At 69.3% G+C, this 26,266-nt stretch carries 25 protein-coding genes and 1 rRNA gene; 16 read left to right on the top strand and 10 right to left on the bottom strand.

Going from position 1 to position 26,266, the window contains the following annotated elements; translation table 11 throughout:
- Positions 1 to 204: 204 nt before the first annotated feature.
- The 3 genes from fabG (at position 205) to AB5J49_RS10760 (ending at position 2,196) form a co-directional block, all read left to right on the top strand.
- The gene (fabG, locus tag AB5J49_RS10770; RefSeq protein ID WP_062700269.1) at positions 205 to 909 is read left to right on the top strand and encodes a 3-oxoacyl-[acyl-carrier-protein] reductase; all 705 of its coding nucleotides are present in this window, start codon (positions 205 to 207) and stop codon (positions 907 to 909) included.
- Between the two features lie 5 nt (positions 910 to 914).
- A complete protein-coding gene (fabI, locus tag AB5J49_RS10765) occupies positions 915 to 1,682 on the top strand; it encodes an enoyl-ACP reductase FabI (RefSeq protein WP_369168327.1) in 768 nt (255 codons plus the stop codon).
- Between the two features lie 163 nt (positions 1,683 to 1,845).
- On the top strand, positions 1,846 to 2,196 hold the full coding sequence (locus AB5J49_RS10760; protein WP_369168326.1) for a hypothetical protein: 351 nt from the start codon (positions 1,846 to 1,848) through the stop codon (positions 2,194 to 2,196).
- On the opposite strand, the gene AB5J49_RS10755 is transcribed toward AB5J49_RS10760, so the two are convergent.
- Positions 2,174 to 2,866: a FadR/GntR family transcriptional regulator gene (locus tag AB5J49_RS10755; protein WP_369168325.1), complete on the bottom strand. Its 693-nt coding sequence runs from the start codon at positions 2,864 to 2,866 to the stop codon at positions 2,174 to 2,176. The genes AB5J49_RS10760 and AB5J49_RS10755 overlap by 23 nt on opposite strands.
- 70 nt (positions 2,867 to 2,936) lie before the next feature.
- Between AB5J49_RS10755 and AB5J49_RS10750 the strand changes: the two genes are divergently transcribed.
- The 4 genes from AB5J49_RS10750 to AB5J49_RS10735 all read left to right on the top strand — a co-directional run bounded on the left by AB5J49_RS10750 (position 2,937) and on the right by AB5J49_RS10735 (position 5,387).
- Complete coding sequence (locus tag AB5J49_RS10750; RefSeq protein WP_369168324.1) at positions 2,937 to 4,250, top strand: CynX/NimT family MFS transporter; 1,314 nt, start codon at positions 2,937 to 2,939, stop codon at positions 4,248 to 4,250.
- A 49-nt stretch (positions 4,251 to 4,299) separates the two neighbouring features.
- Positions 4,300 to 4,416: an SGM_5486 family transporter-associated protein gene (locus AB5J49_RS10745; RefSeq protein ID WP_269658448.1), complete on the top strand. Its 117-nt coding sequence runs from the start codon at positions 4,300 to 4,302 to the stop codon at positions 4,414 to 4,416.
- A 180-nt stretch (positions 4,417 to 4,596) separates the two neighbouring features.
- Complete coding sequence (locus tag AB5J49_RS10740; RefSeq protein ID WP_128436584.1) at positions 4,597 to 4,803, top strand: hypothetical protein; 207 nt, start codon at positions 4,597 to 4,599, stop codon at positions 4,801 to 4,803.
- A gap of 65 nt (positions 4,804 to 4,868) precedes the next feature.
- On the top strand, positions 4,869 to 5,387 hold the full coding sequence (locus tag AB5J49_RS10735; RefSeq protein WP_369168323.1) for a histidine phosphatase family protein: 519 nt from the start codon (positions 4,869 to 4,871) through the stop codon (positions 5,385 to 5,387).
- A 200-nt stretch (positions 5,388 to 5,587) separates the two neighbouring features.
- Here AB5J49_RS10735 and serB read toward each other — a convergent pair whose 3' ends face one another.
- Together serB and AB5J49_RS10725 are read right to left on the bottom strand one after the other, a co-directional pair.
- A complete protein-coding gene (gene serB, locus AB5J49_RS10730; RefSeq protein WP_369168322.1) occupies positions 5,588 to 6,796 on the bottom strand; it encodes a phosphoserine phosphatase SerB in 1,209 nt (402 codons plus the stop codon).
- A gap of 290 nt (positions 6,797 to 7,086) precedes the next feature.
- Complete coding sequence (locus tag AB5J49_RS10725; protein ID WP_369168321.1) at positions 7,087 to 9,363, bottom strand: streptophobe family protein; 2,277 nt, start codon at positions 9,361 to 9,363, stop codon at positions 7,087 to 7,089.
- 242 nt (positions 9,364 to 9,605) lie between these two features.
- Between AB5J49_RS10725 and AB5J49_RS10720 the strand changes: the two genes are divergently transcribed.
- On the top strand, positions 9,606 to 12,131 hold the full coding sequence (locus AB5J49_RS10720; protein ID WP_369168320.1) for an FHA domain-containing protein: 2,526 nt from the start codon (positions 9,606 to 9,608) through the stop codon (positions 12,129 to 12,131).
- Positions 12,132 to 12,218: 87 nt separating this feature from the next.
- Here AB5J49_RS10720 and AB5J49_RS10715 read toward each other — a convergent pair whose 3' ends face one another.
- The 3 genes from AB5J49_RS10715 to AB5J49_RS10705 form a co-directional block, all read right to left on the bottom strand.
- A complete protein-coding gene (locus AB5J49_RS10715) occupies positions 12,219 to 12,962 on the bottom strand; it encodes a transglycosylase SLT domain-containing protein (RefSeq protein ID WP_369168319.1) in 744 nt (247 codons plus the stop codon).
- A gap of 299 nt (positions 12,963 to 13,261) precedes the next feature.
- Complete coding sequence (locus AB5J49_RS10710) at positions 13,262 to 14,500, bottom strand: S-adenosylmethionine:tRNA ribosyltransferase-isomerase (protein ID WP_369168318.1); 1,239 nt, start codon at positions 14,498 to 14,500, stop codon at positions 13,262 to 13,264.
- Entirely contained in the window at positions 14,497 to 15,198 is a 702-nt protein-coding gene (locus tag AB5J49_RS10705; RefSeq protein ID WP_369168317.1) for an SDR family NAD(P)-dependent oxidoreductase, read from the bottom strand. Before AB5J49_RS10705 ends, AB5J49_RS10710 begins: the two co-directional genes overlap by 4 nt.
- A 241-nt stretch (positions 15,199 to 15,439) precedes the next feature.
- Between AB5J49_RS10705 and AB5J49_RS10700 the strand changes: the two genes are divergently transcribed.
- From AB5J49_RS10700 to AB5J49_RS10690, 3 genes are all read left to right on the top strand, one after another.
- The gene (locus tag AB5J49_RS10700; protein WP_369168316.1) at positions 15,440 to 16,618 is read left to right on the top strand and encodes a GAF domain-containing sensor histidine kinase; all 1,179 of its coding nucleotides are present in this window, start codon (positions 15,440 to 15,442) and stop codon (positions 16,616 to 16,618) included.
- Positions 16,611 to 17,252: a response regulator gene (locus AB5J49_RS10695; RefSeq protein WP_369168315.1), complete on the top strand. Its 642-nt coding sequence runs from the start codon at positions 16,611 to 16,613 to the stop codon at positions 17,250 to 17,252. The genes AB5J49_RS10700 and AB5J49_RS10695 overlap by 8 nt, the downstream gene beginning before the upstream one ends.
- Before the next feature lie 168 nt (positions 17,253 to 17,420).
- Positions 17,421 to 17,666, top strand: coding sequence for a chaplin (locus tag AB5J49_RS10690; protein ID WP_369168314.1), 246 nt, complete (start codon positions 17,421 to 17,423; stop codon positions 17,664 to 17,666).
- Positions 17,667 to 17,907: 241 nt separating this feature from the next.
- On the opposite strand, the gene AB5J49_RS10685 is transcribed toward AB5J49_RS10690, so the two are convergent.
- The gene (locus tag AB5J49_RS10685) at positions 17,908 to 18,696 is read right to left on the bottom strand and encodes a hypothetical protein (protein ID WP_369168313.1); all 789 of its coding nucleotides are present in this window, start codon (positions 18,694 to 18,696) and stop codon (positions 17,908 to 17,910) included.
- 136 nt (positions 18,697 to 18,832) lie between these two features.
- Here AB5J49_RS10685 and AB5J49_RS10680 point away from each other — a divergent pair, with 136 nt between their 5' ends.
- The 3 genes from AB5J49_RS10680 to AB5J49_RS10670 all read left to right on the top strand — a co-directional run bounded on the left by AB5J49_RS10680 (position 18,833) and on the right by AB5J49_RS10670 (position 21,227).
- Positions 18,833 to 19,630: an ABC transporter ATP-binding protein gene (locus AB5J49_RS10680; RefSeq protein ID WP_369168312.1), complete on the top strand. Its 798-nt coding sequence runs from the start codon at positions 18,833 to 18,835 to the stop codon at positions 19,628 to 19,630.
- Between the two features lie 94 nt (positions 19,631 to 19,724).
- Positions 19,725 to 20,156: an NfeD family protein gene (locus tag AB5J49_RS10675; RefSeq protein ID WP_369168310.1), complete on the top strand. Its 432-nt coding sequence runs from the start codon at positions 19,725 to 19,727 to the stop codon at positions 20,154 to 20,156.
- A 132-nt stretch (positions 20,157 to 20,288) separates the two neighbouring features.
- Positions 20,289 to 21,227 (top strand): SPFH domain-containing protein, encoded by a 939-nt coding sequence (locus tag AB5J49_RS10670; RefSeq protein WP_272122913.1) that lies wholly within the window; start codon positions 20,289 to 20,291, stop codon positions 21,225 to 21,227.
- Positions 21,228 to 21,365: 138 nt separating this feature from the next.
- Here the strand turns inward: AB5J49_RS10670 and AB5J49_RS10665 are convergent, their stop codons facing one another.
- From AB5J49_RS10665 to AB5J49_RS10655, 3 genes are all read right to left on the bottom strand, one after another.
- Positions 21,366 to 21,872 carry an HNH endonuclease gene (locus tag AB5J49_RS10665; protein ID WP_369168309.1) on the bottom strand — a complete coding sequence of 169 codons (507 nt, stop codon included), beginning with the start codon at positions 21,870 to 21,872 and terminating at the stop codon, positions 21,366 to 21,368.
- 145 nt (positions 21,873 to 22,017) lie between these two features.
- Positions 22,018 to 22,557 carry a YbhB/YbcL family Raf kinase inhibitor-like protein gene (locus AB5J49_RS10660; RefSeq protein WP_369168307.1) on the bottom strand — a complete coding sequence of 180 codons (540 nt, stop codon included), beginning with the start codon at positions 22,555 to 22,557 and terminating at the stop codon, positions 22,018 to 22,020.
- A 43-nt stretch (positions 22,558 to 22,600) separates the two neighbouring features.
- Entirely contained in the window at positions 22,601 to 23,383 is a 783-nt protein-coding gene (locus AB5J49_RS10655; protein WP_369168306.1) for a sporulation protein, read from the bottom strand.
- Positions 23,384 to 23,522: 139 nt separating this feature from the next.
- Here AB5J49_RS10655 and AB5J49_RS10650 point away from each other — a divergent pair, with 139 nt between their 5' ends.
- On the top strand, positions 23,523 to 24,173 hold the full coding sequence (locus AB5J49_RS10650; RefSeq protein WP_369168305.1) for a DNA-3-methyladenine glycosylase: 651 nt from the start codon (positions 23,523 to 23,525) through the stop codon (positions 24,171 to 24,173).
- A gap of 528 nt (positions 24,174 to 24,701) precedes the next feature.
- A 16S ribosomal RNA gene (locus AB5J49_RS10645) occupies positions 24,702 to 26,227 on the top strand.
- Positions 26,228 to 26,266: the final 39 nt, after the last annotated feature.

Genomic DNA, 26,266 nt, shown 5'->3' with positions numbered 1-26,266 from the left:
TCATGTCGCGCGGGCGGGGCCGCGGACCACACGTTTCCGGCTGGAGTGCGCATCTTTCTGTAGGGACCCGACAGTGACACCCGTACGCCACTGTCGGTGCCCGAATGTCCCCGGGCGGGACCGGACCGATAGGTTTTCGGTGAAGCCGCCTGCCATCCAGGTGTTCGGGCGGGTGTGTCAGACCCCTATCGAAAGGGTGATCCGTTGAGCCGCTCGGTTCTCGTCACCGGAGGCAACCGGGGCATCGGCCTCGCCATCGCCCGCGCTTTCGCCGACGCCGGCGACAAGGTCGCGATCACGTACCGCTCGGGTGAGCCGCCGGCCGGCTTCCTGGCCGTCAAGTGCGACATCACCGACACCGAGCAGGTGGAGCAGGCCTACAAGGAGATCGAGGCCGAGCACGGCCCGGTCGAGGTTCTGATCGCCAACGCCGGCATCACCAAGGACCAGCTCCTGATGCGCATGTCCGAGGAGGACTTCACCTCGGTCATCGACACCAACCTCACCGGCACCTTCCGTGTGGTCAAGCGCGCCAACCGCGGCATGCTGCGGGCCAAGAAGGGCCGCGTCGTCCTCATCTCGTCGGTCGTCGGCCTGTACGGCGGCCCCGGCCAGGCCAACTACGCCGCCTCCAAGGCCGCCCTGGTCGGCTTCGCGCGCTCCCTCGCCCGTGAGCTGGGTTCGCGCAACATCACCTTCAACGTCGTCGCGCCCGGCTTCGTCGACACCGACATGACCAAGGTGCTCACTGACGAGCAGCGTGAGGGCATCGTGAAGCAGGTGCCGCTCGGTCGTTACGCGCAGCCCGAGGAGATCGCCGCGACGGTGCGGTTCCTCGCCTCGGACGACGCCTCGTACATCACTGGAGCCGTCATTCCTGTTGACGGCGGACTGGGAATGGGTCACTGAACACCATGAGCGGAATTCTCGAGGGCAAGCGCGTCCTGATCACCGGTGTGCTGATGGAGTCCTCCATCGCCTTCCACGCCGCCAAGCTGGCCCAGGAGCAGGGCGCGGAGATCATCCTCACCGCGTTCCCGCGGCCCACGCTGACCGAGCGTATCGCCAAGAAGCTGCCGAAGCCCACCAAGGTCATCGAGCTCGACGTCACCAACGACGAGCACCTCGGCCGCCTGGCCGACATCGTCGGCGAGGAGCTCGGCGGCCTCGACGGCGTCGTGCACTCCATCGGTTTCGCCCCCCAGGACGCGCTCGGCGGCAACTTCCTCAACACGCCGTTCGAGTCGGTCGCCACGGCCATGCACGTGTCGGCGTACTCCCTGAAGTCGCTGACCATGGCCTGCCTGCCGCTGATGCAGAACGGCGGCTCGGTCGTCGGCCTCACCTTCGACGCGCAGTACGCCTGGCCGCAGTACGACTGGATGGGCCCGGCCAAGGCCGCCCTGGAGGCCACCAGCCGCTACGTCGCGCGCGACCTGGGCAAGCAGAACATCCGCTGCAACCTGATCTCCGCGGGCCCGCTCGCCTCGATGGCCGCCAAGTCCATCCCGGGCTTCAGCGACCTGGCCGCCGTGTGGGACACCCGCTCCCCGCTGGAGTGGGACCTCAAGGACCCGGAGCCGGCCGGCCGCGGCATCGTCGCCCTGCTGAGCGACTGGTTCCCGAAGACCACCGGCGAGATCATCCACGTGGACGGCGGCCTGCACGCCATCGGCGCCTGATCCGACGTACGCCGTTCGACGCCCCGTTTCCCGCCCGCGCGCGGGGAGCGGGGCGTCACCCGTTCGGCCTATCCGGCCGGGCGGGCCGGACCCGCAACTGCGCACTCTGGAGTACGCGTTCACTACGCGAGCCCCTCCCCAGTACGGCCGAGGAGGTCCCCTTGTGCGCTTTTCCCGCCGCCTGGCCTCAACGACCGTCGCCGTCGCTCTCGTGCTGGCCGTGCCCTACGAGGCGATATCCCACGTGCGCGTGCATGCCGCGCAAGCGGAGCCTCTGGAGCTGTTCGGCGCCGCGTGCCGGATACGTGTCACCGGCTCCCATGTGACCGCGTACTGCCACAACCCGTATCCGGAGACCGACCGCGTGAGCCTGCACGTCGAGTGCGCCCGCTGGTGGGACCTCGACAGTGACGGCTCCGAGGTGAACGCCGGGCCCGCGCAGACCGTGCGGCTGGCCGGGCGCTGCTGGAAAGAGGTCGGCTCAGTGTGGATCAGTCACCGGCGGGAGAGCTGAAGCGCCCCGGCCGGCACAGGAACGGATAGCTCGCCGCCTCCGCCGCGGCCGCCGAGGCGTCCCCCGTGCGGATCGCGTCGACCAGCCGGGCGTGGTCCATGTACGTCTCCGGCGTCAGCTCCTCGCCGACGTCCTCGCGCAGCCAGTCCCGCAGCACCTCGCCCAGGTCCGCGTACATCGCGGTCATCACGTCGTTGTGCGAGGCCGCCACCACCGCCAGATGGAAGGTCGCGTCGGCCGCCACGAACGCCTCCGCGTCGCCCGTCTCCCATGCCTCCTCGCGCCGCACCAGGAGCGTGTCCAGCTGCTTGAGGTCCTTTTCGGTACGCCGCTCGGCGGCCAGCTTCGCGGCGGCGGACTCCAGCGTGGAGCGCAGTTCGGCGATGTGCCGGGGGTCGGCGTCGGCGAAACGGCGGTGCATGACGCCGGCCAGCTCGCTGGTCGCCACCACGTAGGTGCCGGAGCCCTGTCGGATGTCCAGCAGACCGTTGTGCGCGAGCGCGCGGACGGCCTCGCGGACGGTGTTGCGGGCCACGCCGAGCTGTTCGACCAGCTCGGGCTCCGTCGGGATACGGGAGCCGACCGGCCATTCGCCCGAGGTGATCTGGTTCCGCAACGCGGCGATGACCTGCTCGGACAGCGCCGAGCGGCGGGGGTGGCTCAGGGGCATGGCACACCTTCGCACGTCAGGACCGGGACCGGGCGGCCCGGGGGTGGACAACCAATCATCCAATGATTCTATGATAGGCCTCATGGCACGCGAGGAAACCCGGACCCGGACAGTGACGTCCACGCGCATACGCACCCCTGAGGCGAGCACGCCCGCGGGGCCCGCCACGCGCGCGTGGACGATACGGCTGCTCGTGCTCGGCATCGTGCTGACCGCACTGAACCTCCGCCCCGCCATCACCAGCCTCGGCGCCCTCCTCGAAGAGGTCCGCGACGGGCTCGGCATGAGCGGCAGCGTGGCCGGACTGCTCACCTCCGTGCCCCCGCTCTGCTTCGCCGTCTTCGGCGTCACGGCCCCGCGCCTGGCCCGCCGCTTCGGCCCGGGGGCGGTGGTGTGCGCGGGCATGGCCGCCATCACCGCGGGCCTGCTCATACGGCCGTACACGGGCAGTACGGTCGGCTTCCTGGCCGCCAGCGCCCTCGCCCTCATGGGCATCGCGGTCAGCAACGTCCTGATGCCGGTCATCGTCAAGCGCTGGTTCCCGGACCGCGTCGGCTCCATGACCGGCCTGTACTCGATGGCCCTCGCGCTCGGCACCGCTTCCGCGGCGGCGGTCACGGTGCCCATGACCGAGGTACTGGGCGGGAGTTGGCAGACCGGCCTCGCGATGTGGGCGGCCCTCGCGGCGACGGCCGTACTGCCGTGGGTTCCCTTCGTACGGGGCCGGGGGGCGGGAAACCGGGGGGCGGCGCCCGCCGACTGCGCGCAGGAGCAGCACGCGCGCGTGGACACACCCCCGCTGCGCATCACCCGGAGCCGCACCTCCTGGGCCCTGGCCGTCTACTTCGGGCTCCAGGCCACCGGCGCTTACATCACGATGGGCTGGATGGCGCAGATCTTCCGGGACGCGGGAGTGCATGCCGGTACGGCCGGGCTGCTGCTCGCGGTCACGATGGTGATGGGCGTGCCGCTGGCCTTCGTCATCCCGCGCCTCGCCACCAGGCTGCCCCACCAGGGGCCGATCGTGCTCGCGCTGGGCGCCTGCGGCCTCGCCGGGTACGCCGGCCTGTACCTCGCACCGGCCGCCGGATCCTGGGCCTGGGCCGTGCTGCTCGGCGTTTCCAACTGCTCGTTCCCGCTGGCTCTCACGATGGTCGGGATGCGTGCCCGGACCAGCGCGGGCGTGGCCCAGCTGTCGGGCTTCGCGCAGAGCACCGGCTATCTGATCTCGATCCCCGGCCCGCTCCTGGTGGGCGTGCTCTACCAGCACAGCGGCGGCTGGGGGCTGCCGATCGCGCTCATGGCCGGGCTCATGATCCCGCAGATGGCGGTGGGTGTCCTGGCGGGACGCGACCGCACGGTGGAGGACGAGGCGGCTCGCTGAGCCTCACCCCGGCGGACCCGCGGCGGACGGCGGGTGCGAGACTTGCCGTATGCCAGTGCTCGACCCGAACCCCCAGAACGGCCAGAAGAAGATGCTGCTCGTCTTCGGCGCGTTCTTCGCCATCTTCGTGATCATCGCCGTCATCGCGACGATCGCCTCTCCCTGAGGCCTCTCCCTGACGCACGTCGTCCTGCCGATGGTGGGGCTGGCACCACCATCCCCTAGGGGGTGAGTGTCAGGGTCAACTGGGTGGATCACCGGATGGGTTGAGAGCCGGGGAGTCCGTAACTTCGAAGTGTGACCGCGAGAGGCGGGCACAGGCCACTCGAAGACCCACGGAGGCATCATGTCGGCCCGCACGCACACCCCGCCCCACCCGGCGTCCACGGGCCGTGCCGACATCCGGCTGCCCTGGTGGGCCCTCGCCCTGCCGACGCTCGCCTTCGTCACGCTTCTGATGCTGATCATCAACCCGTCCGACGCGCAGGCGGCGACCGCCGAGCCCGCGATCACCCAGCTCTTCGAGCGCATACAGCAGTTGATCACGCGCTGAGCACTACAGAAGCCGCCCGTCAACTCCCTGCGCCCCATGGCCTGTTTCATGCGAAGCTGGATCTCATGAGCGTCGCAGAATCCCGCAGGATTGTCCTCTTCCGGCATGCGAAAGCCGACTGGCCACAGGTGACCGACCACGAGCGGCCGCTCGCTGATCGGGGCCGAATGGACGCGGCAGAGGCCGGCCGCCGGCTGGTCGACACCGACATCCCCTTCGATCTGGCCCTGTGCTCCACCGCGACCCGGACCCGGGAGACCTGGAAGCTCGCCGTCCACGAGTTTCCGCACCGGCCGAAAACGGTCTATGAAGAGCGGGTCTACGAGGCCTCACCCGGCGAGCTGATCGCCGTCCTCAACGAAACACCCGACGACGCGCAGAACGTCCTGCTGATCGGCCACAACCCGGGCGTGCAGGGACTCGCCGAGATCCTGTCCGGTGCGGCCGAGGGCGACGCGCGCGAGCGGATGACCCGCCGCGGCTTCCCGGCCGCCGCCTTCGCCATCCTCTCCTTCAGCGGCACCTGGAAGGCGCTGGAGCCCGGCGTGGGCACACTGCTGGACTACTGGGCGCCGTCCGAGTGACTGACCCACTGCCACGCATAGGGGCCCGGCACCGTCGCGGTGCCGGGCCCCTTCGCGTGCGGCCATCAGACGCAGGTCCTCAAGGCCGTCGGACGAGGGCCATCAGATGACGCTCACCGGATGACGGTCGTCTCACCGGATGACGGTCGTCAAGGTCACCAGATGGGGGTCATCGGAAGGAGACCATCGGATGCGGACCATCAGGCGTCGTCGTGCATGTCCGCTGCCTCGACCTCTTCGCGGGTGACCCCCAGCAGATACAGGACCGTGTCCAGGAACGGCACGTTCACCGCCGTGTGCGCCGCCTCCCGCACCACCGGCTTGGCGTTGAAGGCGACGCCGAGGCCGGCCGCGTTCAGCATGTCCAGGTCGTTTGCGCCGTCGCCGATCGCCACCGTCTGCGACAGCGGCACCCCCGCCTCCGCGGCGAACCGGCGCAGCAGCCGCGCCTTGCCCGCCCGGTCCACGATCTCGCCGGTGACCCTGCCCGTCAGCTTCCCGTCGACGATCTCCAGCGTGTTGGCCTGGGCGAAGTCGAGCCCGAGGCGCTCCTTCAGATCATCGGTGACCTGGGTGAACCCACCCGAGACGACCCCGACTTGGTAGCCGAGCCGCTTCAGCGTACGGATCAGCGTGCGCGCACCCGGCGTCAGCCGCACCTCGCTGCGCACCTTCTCCACCACCGAGGCGTCCAGCCCCTCCAGCAGCGCCACGCGCGCGTGCAGCGACTGCTCGAAGTCCAGCTCCCCGCGCATCGCGGCCGCCGTCACCTCGGCCACCTTGTCCTCGCAGCCGGCGTGCGCGGCGAAGAGCTCGATCACCTCGTCCTGGATGAGGGTCGAGTCCACGTCCATGACGACCAGGCGCTGCGCACGCCGGTGCAGACCGGCCGCGACGACGGCGATGTCGACACCCAGTGCCGCCGCGTCGGTCACCAGGGCGGTGCGCAGCGGCTCGGTCTCCACGCCGGACACCGCGAACTCCACTGCCGTCACGGGGTACTTGGCGAGCCGGAAGATACGGTCGATGTTGCCGCCGGACTTGGTGATCCGGCCGGCGATCGCGGCCCTCGCCTCCGCGGTGAGCGGGTGCCCGAGCACGGTCACCAGGGAGCGTCCGAGGCCGCGCGGCCGGTTGTCACCCAGGCCGGAGATGATCTCCGCCTGCATCTTCATCGACTCGGCCCAGCTGTGGACGGTCGCCCGCAGGTCCCCCTCCAGCCCGGCGGGAGGCTGCGTCACGAGCGCGCACAGCGTGATCCGGCCACGGGTGAGGACCTGCTCGATGTCGACCACGTCGACGGAGTAGGCGGCCAGGGTGTCGAAGAGGCCGGCCGTGATGCCCGGCCTGTCCTTCCCGAAGATCTTGACGAGAAGTGTGGGGATGTCGGAGGTCTGCGAAGCGCTCATGGTGCTTCCACCGTATCCGGCACCCAGTGCCTGCCGCCCCTGAGGTCCGTCTAGCGGACACGGAACACTGGGTGTCGGCCGGGTGGCGTGGGCCTTACGTTCCGGCCACGGCTGCACCGGGACCTGTGAAGCGGCCCAGGCGTACCTGTGAAGCGGAGCCACTGTTTCCTGCCTTCCGACGCGACTGCGGATGTCGGCGGGCGTGTCGGGGGCGTGCTGCGGCGGCCCGGCCCGGGAGGTCACGCGCGGCCCGGACGCATCACCGCGAGGCGTGCCGACCCGCTCCCGGATCAGGAGAGCCCGCGCAACCCGGCCCGGCTCGGCATCAGGAGTGCCCCTTCGGCCTCCCCGGCGGTCGCGGGGTAGGGGGTGGCGGGGGGGGGTGGCGGAGGCGGAGGGGGAGGCGGTGGCCCGTCGTCTGCTCCGGACGACGACCGATTCCCACGTCGGCGAGGAGGGCGGGGCGACCTCGGGGGCGGCCCGATCGGCCGGACGACCGTGGGAGCGCCGTATATGTCGTCGCCACCGGGGCGCGGCGGCGGGTCACTGGGCGGTGGCTCACCGTGCTGCGAAGCACGGGACTGCGGGTCGAGGGACTGCGGGTCACGGGACTGCCATGCATCGTCGCGCCCCCGCCTCGCATCACGCTCCGGCGTCTCCTCGGACGACCGGGCGCCCCCTGGAGGAGGGGCCGTGCCCGGCGGCCGCGCGTCCTCCGGCTCGCGCAGGTGATCCGGCACGTGCAGATACGGGTTCGTCGCCGGGTTCGGTGGCCGGTACGGCATGCCGGGCGTGTACGGCCCGGACCGGCTCCGATACGACGAGCCCCCGGCACCCCCGGCACCCCCGGCACCCTCGGCCGCCGATCCCGCCCCGCTGGCCGTACCCCACGTCCCCACCGCACCCCGAGCCAGTGGCGCCGCCCGTCGCCCCGCGGCCCCCGTCGCCAGGGCCAGCAGCGCCCCCACGGCACCCGCCCCCGCGCCCCAGGCCGCCCCCAGCAGCAGCGCCATACCGAGGTTCCCCCGCAGCTCCACCCCGGCGCCGAACGCGTCGAAGCCCAGCACCGACAGCGAGGCGTCCACGGACAGCTCCGTCAGCCACGTGAGCAAGGGCAGCGTCAACGCCGTGGCGATCCCCAGCTGCAGCGCACACCGCCCAGCGAAACCGAAGGGCCCCGGAGGCCGTCCACTCCCGGAAACCGGACCTCCTGCGGCGTCAGCTCCTGATGGCCGTACGGCACCCGGATCCGGCCCTCCGACGACCCCCGACGCCCCTGCGCCCCAGGAGCCACCCGAGCCCCCCACCGGCCTTGCACCCGAAGCCGTCCAGCCCCCTGGCGAAGTCCCGGCACCCGAAGCCGCCACGCCCCGCGCCCCCGGAGCCTCGCCGGGACCGCCGATACCGCCCCTCCCTCCGGCCTCGCCCCTGCCGACGGCGCCGCCCCAGACCTCGCCCCCCGCGCCCACCGGCGTCCGCACCGCCGTCAGCACCCCCGCGAGCAGCATCGTCAGCGCCGCCGCGACCCCCAGCAGCCACGCCCGCCCGTCCAGGTCCGCCAGCCTGCTCAGCGTCACGGACTGGTCGGCGCCGCCGTTCAGAAGGTCGTCCAGAGGGGCGGGCAGCAGCCCCGCCAGCACCCCCGTCGCCCTGCCGTCGAACGGTACGAACAGGCCGACAGGGACGCCGAGCCACACGCCGTTCGGGGCGCCGAGCAGGGCGGCGCCCGCGATCCGCCGGGGATGGTCGTCGCCGATCGCCGTGTACGCCGCCGCCGCGAGCCCGGCCGCGACCGCCACCAGCAGCACCGTGACGAGGGCGGACGCGGCGGGCCGTACGACGCGGTGCACGGCCTCCCAGCCGCGCGGCAGCGGGGTGCGGCGCGAGGCCAGCAGGGCGATCAGCAGGATGCCGGCGGACCAGCCCATGCCGCCGAGCAGCGTCGGTGCGGTGTCCACCGTGAAGCCGACCGCCGCCTTCGCGTCGACGAGGCCGCCGATCTGGTCGGGCAGCAGCCCGCCGATGTCCCCCACCCCGGGGATCTCGATTCCGCCGCCGCCCCCGCCACCACCGGTCAGGTCGTCGAGCCCCAGCGAACTCCCGTCGATGGTGATGACGTCGTGTCCCGCCCAGGCGAGTCCGCCCAGCATCGCCACGAACAGCGTGACCATCGCGCCCGCGCGCGCGAGGAGTTCGACCGGCGCGATCACAACTCCCGCGCCCCGCAAGGACCGTAAGTAGAACCACGACAACAGCACCGCGCCGACCAGGCTCACCCCCAGTGGCGTGATCTCGATGGCTGTCGCCGCCTCCGCGCCGGTCAGCCCGAAAGCAGACACATCACCGGACGGTGTGACGGAACCACCCGCCCCAAGAGCCACCACCGCCGCGGTCATCGGGCCCAAAGAGCCCGCCGTGTCCGCCTCCAGCAGATGCAGCCCCAGTGCCGCCGTGCCCGCCATCCCGATCAACGCCCAGCTCACGCAGACGATCGCGGACAGCAGGATGTCCCCCCACGGCAGCCGTGTGCCGTGCCTCGCGGTCTCGACGTTCGTGGACGCGCTCATTGGCAGACCCCCCGATCCGCGGCGCGGCGACTGTTCGCCGCGCATGTCCCCCTCGCGTGGATTACCACTCTCCGGACTGATTTCAACCCCGTCAACGGAACCAGTCGAAGCGCGTGGGCGTGCTCCTCACAAGGCCCGACTTTCGGTCAGGGGGCGGAGCCTGAAATAGTTCCCGACGATGTTCGACATCCCTAGACTCCCTGTGTTGGGGGTAACTCGGGGGACTACTCAGTGGGGCTGGAGTGCCGGAACTCGTACTGGAATTGAACGGACAGACTTGGACGCTCGATCCGTCCAGGTCCTACAACCTCGGACGCGATCCGCAGGGCGACATGGTGTTCGACGACGCCAGGGTCTCCTGGCGGCACGCGACCATCAGCTGGAGCGGGCGTAGTTGGGTCATTGAGGACAACGGCAGCACCAACGGCACCTTCGTGCAGGGGCAGCGGATCCATCAGCTGGAGATCGGCCCCGGTTCGGCCGTGCATCTGGGCAACGCGACCGACGGACCGTGCCTGAACCTCTCCGGCACCGCGGCCTCCGTGGCCGCGCCGCAGGCCCATCCGCAGCAGCAGCCGTATGCCGCGCAGGGCGCGCAGGCCGGCTGGGCTCAGCAGGCACCGGCCCAGCAGGTCCCGCAGCAACAGGCACCGCAGGCCGGGTGGCAGCAGCCGCAGCAGGCCGCCGCGCACATACCGCAGCAGCAGGGCCCCGGTGGTGGCGCGGGGGCGCCGCCGGTCTACGGCGACCGCAGCCCCACCACGTTCCACCAGTTCGCCGTCGACCGTGTCATGCGCATCGGCCGTGCCCTGGAGAACGAGCTGGTCGTCTCCGACCTGCAGGTCTCCCGCCACCACGCCGAGTTCCACTCGACGCCCGACGGCCGCATGGAGATCCGCGACCTCGGCTCGCACAACGGCACGTACGTCAACGGCCAGCCGATCGCCAAGGGCGGCTCGCAGTTGCTGGGCCCGGCGGACATCGTCGGTGTCGGTCACTCCACGTTCCGCATCGTCGGCGACCGCCTCGAGGAGTTCGTCGACACCGGTGAGGTCTCCTTCTCGGCCCGCCACCTGACCGTCACGGTCGACGGCGGCAAGCAGATCCTCAAGGACGTCTCCTTCGGCGTCCCGGAGAAGTCGCTGATCGCGGTCATCGGACCGTCCGGCTCCGGCAAGTCGACGCTGCTCAAGGCACTCACGGGCTACCGGCCCGCCAACCAGGGCGACGTCCTCTACGACAACCGGAACCTGTACAAGCAGTTCGCCGAGCTGCGCCAGCGCATCGGTCTGGTCCCGCAGGACGACATCCTGCACAAGGAGCTGACCGTCAAGAAGGCCCTCAAGTACGCGGCCAAGCTCCGCTTCCCCGCCGACACCACGGGCAAGGAGCGCGAGGCCCGTATCGACGAGGTGCTGCGCGAGCTGAAGCTGGACATCCACAAGGAGAAGAAGGTCACCTCCCTCTCCGGTGGCCAGCGCAAGCGCGTCTCGGTGGCCCTGGAGCTGCTCACCAAGCCGTCACTGATCTTCCTGGACGAGCCCACCTCGGGCCTCGACCCGGGCATGGACCGCGACGTCATGCAACTGCTGCGCGGCCTCGCCGACGACGGCCGTACGGTCCTCGTCGTCACCCACTCCGTGGCCGAGCTGGCGCTGTGCGACAAGCTCCTGGTGATGGCGCCGGGCGGTGCGGTCGCCTACTTCGGCCCGCCGGAGGAGGCGCTGAACTTCTTCGGCTACGACACCTGGGCCGACGTCTTCTCCGCCTTCGAGAACTACCGCGACTACGACTGGGCGGGACGCTGGAAGGGCTCGCAGCACTACCAGATGTACGCCGCGGACATCGACGCCGTCGCACCACAGTCCGTACAGATGCCTCCGATGCAGGCGATGAAGCCGCCGAAGCCGCAGGGCTGGATGTCCCAGTTCCTGACCCTGGTGCGCCGCTATGTCTCGGTGATCGCCTCCGACAAGGGTTTCCTGGCCCTGATGGTGATCCTGCCGGGCGTCCTCGGCGCGGTGAGCCTGCTCATCGACTCGGGCAAGGACCTGCTGCCGAATCCGGCGAACCCGCAGACCGGCCGGATCATCCCGAACGGCACGGCCACCACCGTTCTGCTGATCCTCGCGGTCGGTGCCTGCTTCGCCGGCGCCGCGAACTCCGTGCGTGAGCTGATCAAGGAACGCGTCATCTACGAGCGGGAGCGCGCGACCGGCCTGTCCCGTTCGGCGTACCTGATGTCCAAGGTGTTCGTGCTCGGCATGATCACGGTGCTGCAGGGCCTGATGGTCGGCGTCATCGGCTTCGCCAGCCGGGAGATCCCGGAGGAGGGCCTGGTCCTCGGCAACCTGACGCTCGTCGAGCTGTCGCTGCCGATCATGGCGCTGGGCTTCACCTCGATGATGTTCGGCCTGATCATCTCGGCGCTGGTGAAGACGTCCGAGAAGACCATGCCGCTGCTGGTCATGTTCGCGATCATCCAGGTCGTGTTCACCGGCTGCCTGTTCGCGCTCAACGGCTCGATCGGCGTCAACCAGTTCTCGTACCTGATGCCGTCGCGCTGGGCGGTGGGCGCCGCAGGCGCCACGCTGGACTTCAACAAGATCAGCCCGCCGGGTGAGGGCGAGAGCAACGACCCGCTGTGGGAGCACACGGTCGGCGCCTGGACCATGGACATGATCGCCCTGATCGCCCTCGGCGTGATCTGCGGCTTCTTCGTGGCCCGTTTCCTGCGCCGGCACGAGCCCGAGGTCATGCGCAAGTAGTCCCCGTCGTATGACGCCCGAAGGGCGGCACCCCGTCAGGAGGGTGCCGCCCTTCGGCGTACGGTCAGAGGCCCGCGCCTACCTCCGTCAGTACGCGCTGTTGACGTTGTCGATCGAGCCGTACCGGTCGGCCGCGTAGTTGGCGGCGGCGGTGAGGTTGGCGACCGGGTCGTACTGGCTGAAGGCCGTGCCCGGGACGTGGTAGGCGTCGAAGGTCGGCTTGATGACCTGGAGCAGACCGATCGACGGGATACCGTTCTGGGCGTTGATGTCCCAGTTGTTGATCGCGTTCGGGTTGCCCGAGGACTCCCGCATGGTGTTGCGGTACAGGCCGTTGTAGGTGCCCGGGATGTCGTGCTTCTTCATGATGTCCAGGGCCTCGCGGATCCAGCCGTCGAGGTTGTTGGCGTAGGTCTTGGCCGCGACCGGCTTGACCTGGACGCGCTCGGTGGACCGGCTCGCGGCCTCCTTCGCCTTGCGCGCGGCCTCGGCCTTCTTCTTGGCGGCGGCCTCGGCGGCCTTGTGCTTGGCGTGGGCCTCGGCGGCCCTGTGCTTGGCGGCGGCCTGGGCGGCCTTGTGCTTGGCGGCGGCCTCGGCGGCCTTCACCTCGGCGCCGGCGAGCTGGTCGGTGACGCTGCCCTTGACGTCCTTGATCTGCTCATTGCTGTACGCCACCTTGCCCGTGGGGGCCTCGGCCGTGGTCGTCTGTGCGCTGCCGGGAACGGCGGAGAAGGCCAGGGCGGCGGCGCCGAGCGTGGAGACGCCGGCGATCGCTATCTTGTGCCGCTTGGTCAGCGTACGACTGAGACGGTTGTTGGTGTTCTTGAGCATGGCAGATGGACCTCTTCGAATAGCGCGGAGGTCGCTCGCTGTCCGGTGAGGGACACGGGTGCTTCCGGCACAAACGCCGCGGGCGGAACCCGCGGCGCTGAGCGACGAGAGCAATTCTTAGCGGCCGCAAAATTGCGTGGCAAAGGTGTGACGTACGATCCCCGGTAGTGGACACGGGAAGGGCAAATCGGGACAGACAGGGCCGTCTGTCCCGCTCAAAAGGGACGTTGTTATCTACTACGGACTTTCGTACGTGACCTGGGCCCTATGCGCGGGCTCACATCGGCCCCTCGCTAGTCTCACCTGTAGTTGCTGCCGCAATGCTCTGAGTGAGGGCTCTCCGCCGGGAGGATGAGGTGCACGTCGCCGAACTCGTGCCACAGGTAGAGCCCGCGCAGCGCCTCCTCGTAGCTGCGGTCGATCGCAGCTCGCCCGGTGACCGCCTCCAGCATCAACAGATGCGAGGCCTCCGGCTCGTGCAGCCCGGTCAGCAGCCCGTCCACCACCCGCACCCCGCGCTCCGGGGTGACGACGAGATCCGTCCACCCCGCCCGCGCGCGTACGACCCCGTCGGCGCCGGCCGCCGACTCCACGGCCCGCACGGCCGTGGTCCCGACGGCGATGATCCGCCCGTTGCCCGCCTTCGCCGCGTTGATCAGCCGGGCCGACGCCTCCGGCACCGCGAACCGCTCCGGATACGGCGGCTCGTGCACCTCCGCCGAGGCGACCCCGGTGTGCAGCGTGATCGGCGCGAACTGCACACCACGGCTCACCAGCTCCGTCACCATCCGCAGCGTGAAGGGCCGCGCCGCACTGGGCATCTCCGCGCTGCCCGCCCCGTCGGCCGACGGCAGCGCGAACACCGTCTGGTAGACGGACAACGGCTGGTCCCGCTCCGTATAGGAGTACCGAATCGGCCGCCCGTGCTCCCGCATCAGCCCGAGGACTCCTGCGCCCTGGGGGCCAGTGGTGCCCGTCTCCTGTCGACCGGGGGTCCCTCTGCCCTCGGGGCCGGTGGTCCCCGCGCCTCGTGTGCCAGTGCTCACTGTGCCCTGGGGGCCGGCAGCCCCTGCCTCCCGAGGTTCGGCACGCCCCCTCTCCCGGGGCTCGGCGGCCCGCGCCCACCACAGCCGCTCGCTCCCCGCGCTCAGCGGCTCCTCGAGGATCAGCCGCACACCACCGGGCAGCCGCACCTCAGTCCCCGCGGGCCCGCCCGCACGCGCGCGCGTGGTGCCCCGCTCGTCGGGATCCCGCAGCTCGACCGCCCACCGCCCGTCGTCCCCGCGCGTGGAGAAGTGCACCACCACGCGCGCGTGCCCGATCCGCCCGTCCACCGCGGCGGCCAGCGTCTGCGACGTGTTGACGACCAGGAGATCCCCGGCCCGCAATAGCCGCGGCAGCTCGCCGAACGCGTGGTGCGACACCTCGGTCCCACGCGACACCAGCAGCCGCACGGCATCCCGGTCCAGCCCCGGCCCACGCTGCTCGGCGGGAATCCGCGCCGACAGCTCCTCCGGTACCCGCACGGTCAGGGTCACCGCCCTCCCTCCAGCAGGGCGGGTGCCCCGTAGCGGCCGCTCGCCGGGCGCTCGTCCAGCAACCGCAGGAAGGCGGGCACCACACTGGCCGGCGCCGGCCGTGGATCGTCGTCGTCCGGTACGGCCGCCGCGTACAGGTCCGTGGCCATGTCCCCGGGGTCGACCGTCCAGACCCGCAGCCCCGGCTCCTCCTCGCCGAGCACCGCCGCGAGATGGTCCAGGGCGGCCTTCGACGCTCCGTACCCGCCCCAGGTCTCGTACGCCTCGGTGGCCGCGTCCGAGCTGACGGTGATCACCGCGCCCGTCCCGGACGCCCGCAGCAGTGGCAACGCCTCCTGGGCCAGGCCCAGCGCGGCGACCACGTTCACCTCCAGCGCCCGCCGCAGCCCTTCCAGGGGCAGCCCGTCCAGCCGTACCAGCGGCTCGGCGCCCAGCGCGCTGGCATTGCTGACCAGCAGATCGACGCCGCCCAGCCGCCAGGCGGCCGCCACCAGCTCGGACCGGTGCCCGGCGTCCGTGACGTCCCCCGGCACCGCCGTCACGCGCGTGCCGTACGCCCCCTGGAGCCCGGACGCCGTCTCCTGGAGGACCTCGGGAGTCCTGGCGTCGAGCACCAGATCCCAGCCGCGCGCGGCCAGCGCCTCGGCCAGCGCCCGCCCCAGCCCCTTCGAGGCCCCCGTGATGATCGCTACCGGCATGACAACCGTCCCCTCGTTCCAGCCCGCCTCCGTCGGCGGTGTCCTCAACGTAGGAACCGGCACACCCGCCCCGCCTCGGACGCGGGCCGCAAAGCCGCGGGGCCCTTGGTCCTACGCCGCACACCCGGGGCCGTTCGCCCTACGCCACCGAACCGGGGACCAGGGGACTAGGACCGCCGTCCTAGTCGGCAGCCGTCACAGGTCCGATCCGGCTGTCACACCCCGCCGGTACCGTGAGGGCATGAGTCAAGGCCCCAGGTCCGGCCTCGCCGCGGTGAGCTCCGCGTTGCTGGCCATGAGCAGGCATCTCGAGGTGCGCGACGTCCTCAAGACGATCGTCGCCTCGGCCCGCGAGCTGCTCGACGCGCAGTACGCCGCGCTCGGCGTCCCCGACGACCACGGCGGCTTCGCCCAGTTCGTGGTCGACGGCGTCAGCGACGAGCAGTGGAAGGCCATCGGGCCCCTCCCGCGCCAGCACGGCATCCTCGCCGCGATGCTCCAGGAGGCGGAGGTCGAGCGCCTCGCCGACGTGCGCAAGGACGCCCGCTTCGAGGGCTGGCCGACCGCCCACCCCGACATGTCCGACTTCCTCGGCCTGCCCATCCGCGACGGCGACGAGGTCATCGGCGCACTGTTCCTGGCGAACAAGCTGCGTCCTGTGGGGGGAAACCCCCCACACCCCCCGCGCCCCAAGCCGGAAGGCAGTTGCGGCTTCACCGAGGAGGACGAGGAACTCCTCGGCATCCTCGCCCAGCATGCCGCGATCGCCCTCACCAATGCCCGCCTCTACGAACGCAGTCGCGAGCTGACCATCGCCGAGGAACGCTCCCGCCTCGCCCACGAACTGCACGACGCGGTCAGCCAGAAGCTGTTCTCCCTGCGCCTGACGGCCCAGGCGGCCGCCGCCCTGGTCGACCGTGACCCGTCCCGCGCCAAGGGCGAGTTGCACCAGGTGGCCGCGCTCGCCGCCGAGGCCGCGGACGAACTGCGTGCCGCGGTCGTCGAGTTGCGCCCCGCCGCCCTCGACGAGGACGGCCTCGTCGCCACCCTGCGCACCCAGATCCAGGTCCTCGACCGCGCCCACACCGCGCGCGTGACCTTCGACGGCCGTGGCGTGAAGGCCCTGCCCGCCGCACAGGAGGAGGCCGTCCTGCGGGTCGCCCAGGAGGCCCTGCACAACGCCCTGCGGCACTCCGGAGCCGAGCACGTCGACGTGACACTGGACCGGCGCGCCGGCGGAGCGGTCCTGCGGGTCACGGACAACGGCAGCGGCTTCGACCCGAAGGCGATACGCCGAGCCGGACGCCACCTCGGCCTGGTCTCCATGCGGGACCGGACGAGCGGGGTCGGCGGCGCGCTGACCGTGGAATCGGCGCCCGGCAAGGGCACCACGATCGAGATGGAGGTCCCCGGTGGCTGACGCAATCAAGGTGCTGCTCGTCGACGACCACCAGGTGGTCCGCAGGGGACTGCGCACCTTCCTCGAAGTGCAGGACGACATCGAGGTCGTGGGCGAGCCCGCCGACGGCGCCGAGGGAGTGGCCCGTGCCGAGGAACTGAAGCCGGACGTGGTCCTGATGGACGTCAAGATGCCGGGCATGGACGGCGTGGACGCCCTGCGCAAGCTCCGCGAACTCGACAACCCCGCGCGCGTGCTGATCGTCACCAGCTTCACCGAACAGCGCACGGTGATCCCGGCCCTGCGCGCGGGCGCCGCCGGATACGTCTACAAGGACGTGGACCCGGACGCGCTGGCCGGCGCCATCCGCTCCGTCCACGCCGGGCACATCCTGCTCCAACCCGAGGTCGCGGGCGCCCTGTTGTCCCAGGAGGAGGCCAACTCGGGGCAGGGGAGAGCCGGTTCGCTCACCGAGCGGGAGCGCGAGGTGCTCGGCCTGATCGCGGACGGCCGCTCGAACCGCGAGATAGCCAGAGCCCTGGTCCTGTCGGAGAAGACCGTCAAGACACACGTCTCGAACATCCTGATGAAGCTCGACCTGGCAGACCGCACGCAGGCCGCGCTGTGGGCCGTACGCCATGGCGTGACCGGCTGAAACGCTCTCCGCAGGACGTGACGGACGGCAATACGGAGGGTTCCGCTCCGGACTGAGATTCATACCGTCGTGGGAATGTCCCCCGGATGGCGCATCCTCTGTGAGGCTCCGCCGTTTTCCAGTGCGTGCTGCGGCGACTGCCGCGGCAATCGCAAGGAGGACTCAGAAGTGAAGAACCTGAAGAAGGCAGCGGCCGTGACGATGGTGGCGGGTGGCCTGCTGGTCGCCGGTGCGGGAATGGCCTCCGCCACCGACGGTGCGCACGCTGACGGCAAGGCCGTGGGCTCCCCGGGCATCGCCTCGGGCAACCTGGTCCAGGCCCCGGTGCACATCCCGGCCAACGTGTCGGGCAACACCGTGAACGTCGTCGGCCTGCTGAACCCCGCCTTCGACAACCTGGCCGTCAACCGCTGACGACCACCCCGAAGCGAGCAGTGACCTCCGGCCTCCCGGGTTTCCCGGGAGGCCGGTCAGTTTGTCGGGGCAGCCATGTGATGCGCGCACCTTTTTCAGCGCAGGCCGACGCCCATCAGCCCATCAGCCCATCAGCCCGTCCGGTGTCCGAGGTCGAGGCCCGTTCAGGGCCGACACGGGGCCTGAGGGCGGAACACCCAGGCGCGGTCACACCGACGCCGACCACGAGGACACCCGGCGCTCACCTCACGCCCCGCTCCCGCTCCTCCACATACGCGTTGTACGCCGCAACCTGCGCCCGCCGAGCCACCCGCTCCACCGGCCGCAACGCCTCCGCCCGCGCCCCCATCTCGGCGGAGCTCACCGCACCCCCGTGCCCGTTCTCATACGCCAGCGAAACCAGCAACCCCACCCGCTGCGCGAGCTCCAGCACCCGCACCGCCCGTGGCGGATACCCAGGCGCCAGGACCTCCCGCCCCCGCTCGGCCCGAGCCCGGTACGCATCGATCGCCGCCTCGGCCACCGGCCCCGACGCGGCCACATCCAGCCGCGACAACACCTCCGTCGCATCCCGCAAGGCCTCGGCCAGCTCCCGCTCGGCCTCGCTCAGCGACGGCACATCCGCAGGCGGCGCCTCCCGCACGGGCAGCACATGCCAGACGACCTCGACATGTACATCACCGTCGGGCCCGGCCTCGTACACCTCAGGCACCAGCCCCAACGCGGCGCCGTGACAGATCGCCGCCTCCTCGGCATCCAGCGCCCGCGCGTTGAACTCCGGCGGCCCGCTCAGCCCCAGCGGATGCCCCGGCGCGGGCAGCGCGACCCGCAGCCCGCTCACCCCGAGCGTCCGCAGCCGCCCCAACGCCAGCGTGAGCCCGACGGGCGCCGATTCACCGGGCAACCCCTCCACCCGGTGCACGGCGTCGTCCCCGACGATCTCGAGCACAGCGTCATCCGGCGAGACAAGTCCGGCCAAAAGGGCATTTCCCCAAGCGGCAAGGCGTCCTGAACGTGGTTCCGAGAGCATGCCCCCACCCTAAGGACCGGACCGATGGAATGAAGCGCCCGACCGGTGGCGTAGATTTCCTTGAGGGCTGCGCCCACAGGCGCACGCGACCACCGAGACGCCGAGACCGGTCACAGCAAGGGGAGACAACGCGCTCATGAGCGATGTTCTGGAGCTTCAGGACGTATCCGTGGTCCGCGAGGGCCGGGCTCTGGTGGACCAGGTCTCCTGGTCGGTCAAGGAGGGCGAGCGCTGGGTCATCCTCGGCCCCAACGGCGCCGGCAAGACCACGCTCCTGAACCTCGCGTCCAGCTACCTCTACCCCACCCAGGGATCCGTCTCCATCCTCGGCGAGACCCTCGGCGCGCCCGGTACCGACGTCTTCGAGCTCCGCCCGCGCATCGGCATGGCCGGCATCGCCATGACCGAGAAGCTGCCCAAGCGCCAGACCGTCCTGCAGACCGTGCTGACCGCCGCCTACGGCATGACCGCCACCTGGAACGAGGACTACGAGGAGGTCGACGAGCAGCGCGCCCGCGCCTTCCTCGACCGCCTCGGCATGAGCGACTACCTCGACCGGAAGTTCGGCACCCTCTCCGAGGGCGAGCGCAAGCGGACCCTCATCAGCCGCGCCCTGATGGCCGACCCGGAGCTGCTCCTCCTCGACGAGCCCGCCGCCGGCCTCGACCTCGGCGGCCGCGAGGACCTCGTCCCCCGCCTCGGCCGACTCGCCCGCGACCCGATCGCCCCCTCGATGCTCATGGTCACCCACCACGTCGAGGAGATCCCCCCGGGCTTCACCCACGTCCTGATGATCCGCCAGGGCAAGGTCCTCGCCGCCGGCCCCATGGAACTCGAACTCACCTCCCGCAACCTCTCCCTCTGCTTCGGCCTCCCGCTCGTCGTCGAACAGGTTGGCGACCGCTGGACGGCACAGGGCCTCCCGCTGTCCTGACCCAGTCCTTCACCCCGAAAAACCCCGGTAAGAAGGGCTTTTCAAACGATCGGCGCCCTGTCCGCGACACGGCTCGCAGCCCTACCATGACCATGTGGAAATCGACGCGTGGGTATGGTGGTTGATCGGCGCGGCAGCGCTCGGCATCGGGCTTGTGATCACCGCGATGCCCGAACTCGGCATGCTGGCGGTGGGCGCGGTCGCAGCCGCGGTGGTCGCCGGCATCTTCGGCGGTGACGCCGTCGTCCAGGTCGTGTCCTTCGTCGTCGTCTCGACCGCACTCATCGCCGTCGTACGGCCCATCGCGAACCGACATCGCGCACAGCGGCCCCAACTCGTCACCGGCATCGAGGCGTTGAAAGGCAAACAGGCCGTCGTACTGGAGCGCGTCGACGCCTCCGGCGGCCGGATCAAGCTCGCCGGAGAGGTCTGGTCGGCACGCTCCCTCGACACCGACCGCGCCTACGAAGTAGGCCAGCAAGTGGACGTCGTGGACATCGAGGGGGCCACGGCAGTCGTCATGTGACCTCGCACGACGCAAGTGGCGCGAACGCGCCACGGGCTACGCGACGGTCTGTCAGACTCGACCAGCAAGATCTTCAACAACCGTAAGATCTGCCGAAGTTGCCGCAGCGGAGAAGGGTACGGGGAAACGACGATGGAACCGGTCATCATCGTCTTGATCATTCTGGTGGTGTTGGTCTTCATCGCCCTGATCAAGACGATCCAGGTCATCCCACAGGCGAGTGCGGCCATCGTCGAACGCTTCGGCCGTTACACGCGCACACTCAACGCGGGCCTCAACATCGTGGTCCCGTTCATCGACACCATCCGCAACCGCATCGACCTGCGTGAACAGGTCGTGCCGTTCCCGCCGCAGCCGGTGATCACCCAGGACAACCTGGTCGTGAACATCGACACGGTCATCTACTACCAGGTGACCGACGCCCGCGCCGCCACCTACGAAGTCGCCAGCTACATCCAGGCGATCGAGCAGCTCACCGTCACCACGCTCCGCAACATCATCGGTGGCATGGACCTGGAGCGGACCCTGACCTCCCGCGAGGAGATCAACGCGGCCCTGCGCGGCGTCCTGGACGAGGCGACGGGCAAGTGGGGCATCCGCGTAAACCGCGTGGAGCTCAAGGCGATCGAGCCCCCGACCTCCATCCAGGACTCGATGGAGAAGCAGATGCGCGCCGACCGTGACAAGCGCGCCGCGATCCTCACCGCCGAAGGTACGCGCCAGGCCGCCATCCTCACCGCCGAAGGTGAGAAGCAGTCCCAGATCCTGCGCGCCGAAGGTGAGGCCAAGGCCGCCGCCCTGCGCGCGGAAGGCGAAGCCCAGGCCGTCCGCACGGTCTTCGAAGCGATCCACGCCGGCGACCCGGACCAGAAGCTCCTCAGCTACCAGTACCTCCAGATGCTCCCCAAGATCGCCGAAGGCGACGCCAACAAGCTCTGGATCGTCCCCAGCGAAATCGGCGACGCCTTGAAGGGCCTCTCCGGCGCCATGGGCAACCTGGGCGGCCTGGGCGGCGGTTCGGGCAACGGCGGTTCGGGATCGGAACGCCGAGAGAAGCCGTCGATCGACTGACACAGGGATTGCCGTACGACAATGGGCCCGCCTTCTCAGGAAGGCGGGCCCAGACGTCCCTCAGGGGCGCGGGGAACTGCGCGACAAGCCACAACGAAGCCGCAGCCTACGAACCACACACGGCCCTACGGCGAATAGTCACGCCGCATCCAGCGCCAGCCAATCCGGCAGCGCTGCAAAGTCGTCGGCCCCCAACGCCAGCAACATCGCATCAGCAGGAGTGGGCTCGAACGGCTCCCGAAGCAACGGCATCCCCGCCTGCTCAGGCGTCCGGTCCGCCTTGCGATGATTGTCCTCCGCACACGAGGCGACCGTATTCAGCCACGTGTCCTGCCCACCCCGCGACCGAGGCACCACGTGGTCCACGGTCGTAGCCCTGCGCCCGCAGTATGCGCACCGGTGCTGGTCCCGCACCAGAACACCCCGCCTCGACCACGGCGCTTGTCTTCGGAACGGCACCCGTACGTACCTGCAGAGCCGAATCACCCGGGGCGCCGGTATGTCGACCGCGGCTCCCCGCATGCGCAGTTCGGGATGGGCCTGCTCGACGACGGCCTTGTCCTGAAGCACCAGAACGACGGCTCTGTTCAACGTCACCGTCGACAGCGGCTCGAAGCTCGCGTTCAGTACCAGCGTGTCCCGCATAACAGCCCACCTCCCGTGCGCACCTGCCCACCCCGTGGCGGGCTGGGATCAACTCTGGCCGGGCACGCCGAGATGGACAACGAAATAAAAAATGCCCGCCCCTGATCACTTCCATGACCAGGGGCGGGCAAACGTTCCGTGAACGTCAGGCTTCGGCAGGTACCTCGTACTCACCGATCACATGGGCACGCGCGATCGCGTGGAACCGCAGATTGAAGCCGACGACGGCCGGGCTGGCGTCCGAGTCCGGACCGAGCTTCTCCTGGTCCACGGCGTACACCGTGAACACATAGCGGTGCGGTCCGTCCCCGGCGGGCGGCGCGGCACCGCCGAAGTCCTTCGACCCGTAGTCGTTACGAGCCTGGATCGCCCCCTCCGGCAGTCCCTCGAACTTGCCGCTGCCCGCACCCGCCGGCAGCTCGGTCACCGAGGCCGGGATGTCGAAGACGACCCAGTGCCAGAACCCGCTCCCGGTAGGGGCGTCGGGGTCGTAGCAGGTTACGGCGAAGCTCTTGGTCTCGGCCGGGAAGCCCTCCCAGCGCAGCTGCGGCGAGGTGTTGCCGGCCGCGTAGACCTGAGCGTCCTTGAGGGTCCCGCCCTGCTCGACGTCCTCGCTCGTGACCGTGAAGGACGGCACGGGCGGATGGAAGTCGTGCGGCAGCGGGCGCCTCTTGAGCTCGGTCACTTCGATACCTCCTGATGGAACAGTGGAATCAGCAGTTCCGAGCCTAGAACCAGTTGCGCTTGCTGCCGACCTCGGACAGCCACTGGTTGAGATACGCCGCCCAGTCGGTCCCCTGGAAGTCGTTCAGACCCACCTGGAACGACCGGAAGGTGTCGCTGCCCTCGCTGAACAGCCCCGGTTTCTTGTCCATTTCCAGGACGACGTCCATCGTGTGCTCGTCCGCGACGAAGCTCAACTCGACCTGGTTGATACCGCGGTACTGCTGCGGCGGGAAGAACTCGATCTCCTGGTAGAACGGCAGCCTCTGCCGCGTCCCCCGGATGTGGCCGCGCTCCATGTCCGCGTTCTTGAAGCGGAAGCCCAGCTGGATGAACGCGTCGAGGATCGCCTTCTGCGCGGGCAGAGGGTGCACGTTGATCGGGTCCAGGTCGGTGGAGTCCACGGCCCGCGCGATCGCCAGCTCCGTCGTCACACCGATGTTCATACCGCGCAGCGTCTGACCGTCGATCGTCGTGATCGGCGTCTCCCACGGGATCTCCAGCCCGAAGGGCACCGCGTGCACGCCCCCGGCCTGCAGCTCGAAGGCACCACCGAGCTGCATCTTCGTGAACTCGATGTCCTGCTTGTACTCCGAGTCCTGGCTCTCGACCTCGACGCGAGCCTGCAGGCCCACGGACAGGCCCTCGATGTCCTGGTTCACGGACCCGCCCTGAATCCGCACCTCACCCTGGACGACACCGCCCGGAACGACGTTGACCTCGGTCAGCACCGTCTCGACCGAAGCCCCACCGGCCCCCAGGCTCGCGAGCAGCTTCTTGAACGCCATGACTCTCCTCTTTTCAGAGTGGATCCTTGATCCCTACAAACGCGATCCGGCCGTGGCCGGTTCCGCGCCCCACCCTGGCAAGGCGAACGCCCCCTGACCACCCCGTTGCGACCACCCGTCTGCACTACCCTCGGACGGCATGATCGTGACCCCCGACCGTACGCCCCTTCCCAGGAACTTCTTCGACCGGCCCGTCCTGGAAGTCGCCCCCGACCTCCTGGGCCGCATCCTGGTACGCACCACCCCGGACGGTCCGATCGCCCTCCGCCTCACGGAGGTCGAGGCCTACGACGGCCCGAACGACCCCGGCTCCCACGCCTACCGCGGCCGTACCGCCCGCAACGACGTGATGTTCGGTCCCCCCGGACACGTCTACGTCTACTTCACTTACGGCATGTGGCACTGCATGAACCTGGTGTGCGGCCCCGACGGCCGGGCGAGCGCGGTCCTGCTGCGCGCCGGCGAGATCGTCGAGGGAGCCGAGCTCGCCCGCGAACGTCGACTCTCGGCCCGCAACGACAAGGAACTGGCCAAAGGCCCGGCCCGCCTGGCCACCGCCCTGGGCGTGGACAGGTCCCTGGACGGCACGGACGCGTGCGCCACCGGCGAGACCCCGCTGAGGATGCTCACCGGCGCCCCAGTCGCCTCCGACCAGGTACGTAACGGACCACGCACCGGCGTGGCCGGAGACGGCGGCAACGGCGACGTGCACCCCTGGCGCTACTGGATCGCCAACGACCCAACAGTGAGCCCCTATCGGGCCCATGCCCCGAGGCGCCGCCGAAGTTGACGCGCCTTGGCGGGGCGCGTAATGTGGCCCGAGCCGCTGAACCGGGTACTGCGAAGTCAGCAGCCGGAGCGGCAAAACCACTACCTACGAACACCCCTCAGCGGGGTCGAATTCGGCGTGCCCGCATGCCGGAATTCGGATCCGCAGAACCCCGATTATGAATCGGGCGGGGGAATCGGCTAACGTAGTGAATGTCGAAAGGCCGACGGGCGAAAGCCCAGAGCCTCACGGCAATCCCGCTGACAGGGAATCGGATCGGAAAAGGATCTGATAGAGTCGGAAACGCAAGACCGAAGGGAAGCGCCCGGAGGAAAGCCCGAGAGGGTGAGTACAAAGGAAGCGTCCGTTCCTTGAGAACTCAACAGCGTGCCAAAAATCAACGCCAGATATGTTGATACCCCGTCTCCGGCCTTCATGGTCGGGACGAGGTTCCTTTGAAAAAACACAGCGAGGACGCTGTGAACGGCCGGGCTTATTCCGCCTGGCTGTTCCGCTCTCGTGATGTGTGGTCCCGATTACGGGAAAACATTCACGGAGAGTTTGATCCTGGCTCAGGACGAACGCTGGCGGCGTGCTTAACACATGCAAGTCGAACGATGAACCACTTCGGTGGGGATTAGTGGCGAACGGGTGAGTAACACGTGGGCAATCTGCCCTTCACTCTGGGACAAGCCCTGGAAACGGGGTCTAATACCGGATATCACTTCCACTCGCATGGGTGGGGGTCGAAAGCTCCGGCGGTGAAGGATGAGCCCGCGGCCTATCAGCTTGTTGGTGAGGTAATGGCTCACCAAGGCGACGACGGGTAGCCGGCCTGAGAGGGCGACCGGCCACACTGGGACTGAGACACGGCCCAGACTCCTACGGGAGGCAGCAGTGGGGAATATTGCACAATGGGCGAAAGCCTGATGCAGCGACGCCGCGTGAGGGATGACGGCCTTCGGGTTGTAAACCTCTTTCAGCAGGGAAGAAGCGAAAGTGACGGTACCTGCAGAAGAAGCGCCGGCTAACTACGTGCCAGCAGCCGCGGTAATACGTAGGGCGCAAGCGTTGTCCGGAATTATTGGGCGTAAAGAGCTCGTAGGCGGCTTGTCACGTCGGGTGTGAAAGCCCGGGGCTTAACCCCGGGTCTGCATTCGATACGGGCTAGCTAGAGTGTGGTAGGGGAGATCGGAATTCCTGGTGTAGCGGTGAAATGCGCAGATATCAGGAGGAACACCGGTGGCGAAGGCGGATCTCTGGGCCATTACTGACGCTGAGGAGCGAAAGCGTGGGGAGCGAACAGGATTAGATACCCTGGTAGTCCACGCCGTAAACGGTGGGAACTAGGTGTTGGCGACATTCCACGTCGTCGGTGCCGCAGCTAACGCATTAAGTTCCCCGCCTGGGGAGTACGGCCGCAAGGCTAAAACTCAAAGGAATTGACGGGGGCCCGCACAAGCAGCGGAGCATGTGGCTTAATTCGACGCAACGCGAAGAACCTTACCAAGGCTTGACATACACCGGAAACGGCCAGAGATGGTCGCCCCCTTGTGGTCGGTGTACAGGTGGTGCATGGCTGTCGTCAGCTCGTGTCGTGAGATGTTGGGTTAAGTCCCGCAACGAGCGCAACCCTTGTCCTGTGTTGCCAGCATGCCCTTCGGGGTGATGGGGACTCACAGGAGACCGCCGGGGTCAACTCGGAGGAAGGTGGGGACGACGTCAAGTCATCATGCCCCTTATGTCTTGGGCTGCACACGTGCTACAATGGCAGGTACAATGAGCTGCGATACCGTGAGGTGGAGCGAATCTCAAAAAGCCTGTCTCAGTTCGGATTGGGGTCTGCAACTCGACCCCATGAAGTCGGAGTTGCTAGTAATCGCAGATCAGCATTGCTGCGGTGAATACGTTCCCGGGCCTTGTACACACCGCCCGTCACGTCACGAAAGTCGGTAACACCCGAAGCCGGTGGCCCAACCCCTTGTGGGAGGGAGCTGTCGAAGGTGGGACTGGCGATTGGGACGAAGTCGTAACAAGGTAGCCGTACCGGAAGGTGCGGCTGGATCACCTCCTTTCTAAGGAGCACTTCTAAGCCGGGCTTGCCTGGTTCAGAG

The organism is Streptomyces sp. R28 (assembly GCF_041052385.1).
In the GTDB taxonomy this organism is placed as follows: Bacteria; Actinomycetota; Actinomycetes; order Streptomycetales; family Streptomycetaceae; genus Streptomyces.
This window is presented reverse-complemented; position numbering and strand designations above follow the sequence as displayed.

Excerpts from the sequence above, each read along its gene's own strand:
- fabI (WP_369168327.1), top strand. The coding sequence starts at position 915 with ATGAGCGGAATTCTCGAGGGCAAGCGCGTCCTGATCACCGGTGTGCTG.
- AB5J49_RS10755 (WP_369168325.1), bottom strand. The coding sequence starts at position 2,866 with ATGCCCCTGAGCCACCCCCGCCGCTCGGCGCTGTCCGAGCAGGTCATC.
- AB5J49_RS10750 (WP_369168324.1), top strand. The coding sequence starts at position 2,937 with ATGATAGGCCTCATGGCACGCGAGGAAACCCGGACCCGGACAGTGACG.
- AB5J49_RS10745 (WP_269658448.1), top strand. The coding sequence starts at position 4,300 with ATGCCAGTGCTCGACCCGAACCCCCAGAACGGCCAGAAGAAGATGCTG.
- AB5J49_RS10740 (WP_128436584.1), top strand. The coding sequence starts at position 4,597 with ATGTCGGCCCGCACGCACACCCCGCCCCACCCGGCGTCCACGGGCCGT.
- AB5J49_RS10735 (WP_369168323.1), top strand. The coding sequence starts at position 4,869 with ATGAGCGTCGCAGAATCCCGCAGGATTGTCCTCTTCCGGCATGCGAAA.
- serB (WP_369168322.1), bottom strand. The coding sequence starts at position 6,796 with ATGAGCGCTTCGCAGACCTCCGACATCCCCACACTTCTCGTCAAGATC.
- AB5J49_RS10725 (WP_369168321.1), bottom strand. The coding sequence starts at position 9,363 with ATGAGCGCGTCCACGAACGTCGAGACCGCGAGGCACGGCACACGGCTG.
- AB5J49_RS10715 (WP_369168319.1), bottom strand. The coding sequence starts at position 12,962 with ATGCTCAAGAACACCAACAACCGTCTCAGTCGTACGCTGACCAAGCGG.
- AB5J49_RS10705 (WP_369168317.1), bottom strand. The coding sequence starts at position 15,198 with ATGCCGGTAGCGATCATCACGGGGGCCTCGAAGGGGCTGGGGCGGGCG.
- AB5J49_RS10700 (WP_369168316.1), top strand. The coding sequence starts at position 15,440 with ATGAGTCAAGGCCCCAGGTCCGGCCTCGCCGCGGTGAGCTCCGCGTTG.
- AB5J49_RS10685 (WP_369168313.1), bottom strand. The coding sequence starts at position 18,696 with ATGCTCTCGGAACCACGTTCAGGACGCCTTGCCGCTTGGGGAAATGCC.
- AB5J49_RS10680 (WP_369168312.1), top strand. The coding sequence starts at position 18,833 with ATGAGCGATGTTCTGGAGCTTCAGGACGTATCCGTGGTCCGCGAGGGC.
- AB5J49_RS10670 (WP_272122913.1), top strand. The coding sequence starts at position 20,289 with ATGGAACCGGTCATCATCGTCTTGATCATTCTGGTGGTGTTGGTCTTC.
- AB5J49_RS10665 (WP_369168309.1), bottom strand. The coding sequence starts at position 21,872 with ATGCGGGACACGCTGGTACTGAACGCGAGCTTCGAGCCGCTGTCGACG.
- AB5J49_RS10655 (WP_369168306.1), bottom strand. The coding sequence starts at position 23,383 with ATGGCGTTCAAGAAGCTGCTCGCGAGCCTGGGGGCCGGTGGGGCTTCG.
- AB5J49_RS10650 (WP_369168305.1), top strand. The coding sequence starts at position 23,523 with ATGATCGTGACCCCCGACCGTACGCCCCTTCCCAGGAACTTCTTCGAC.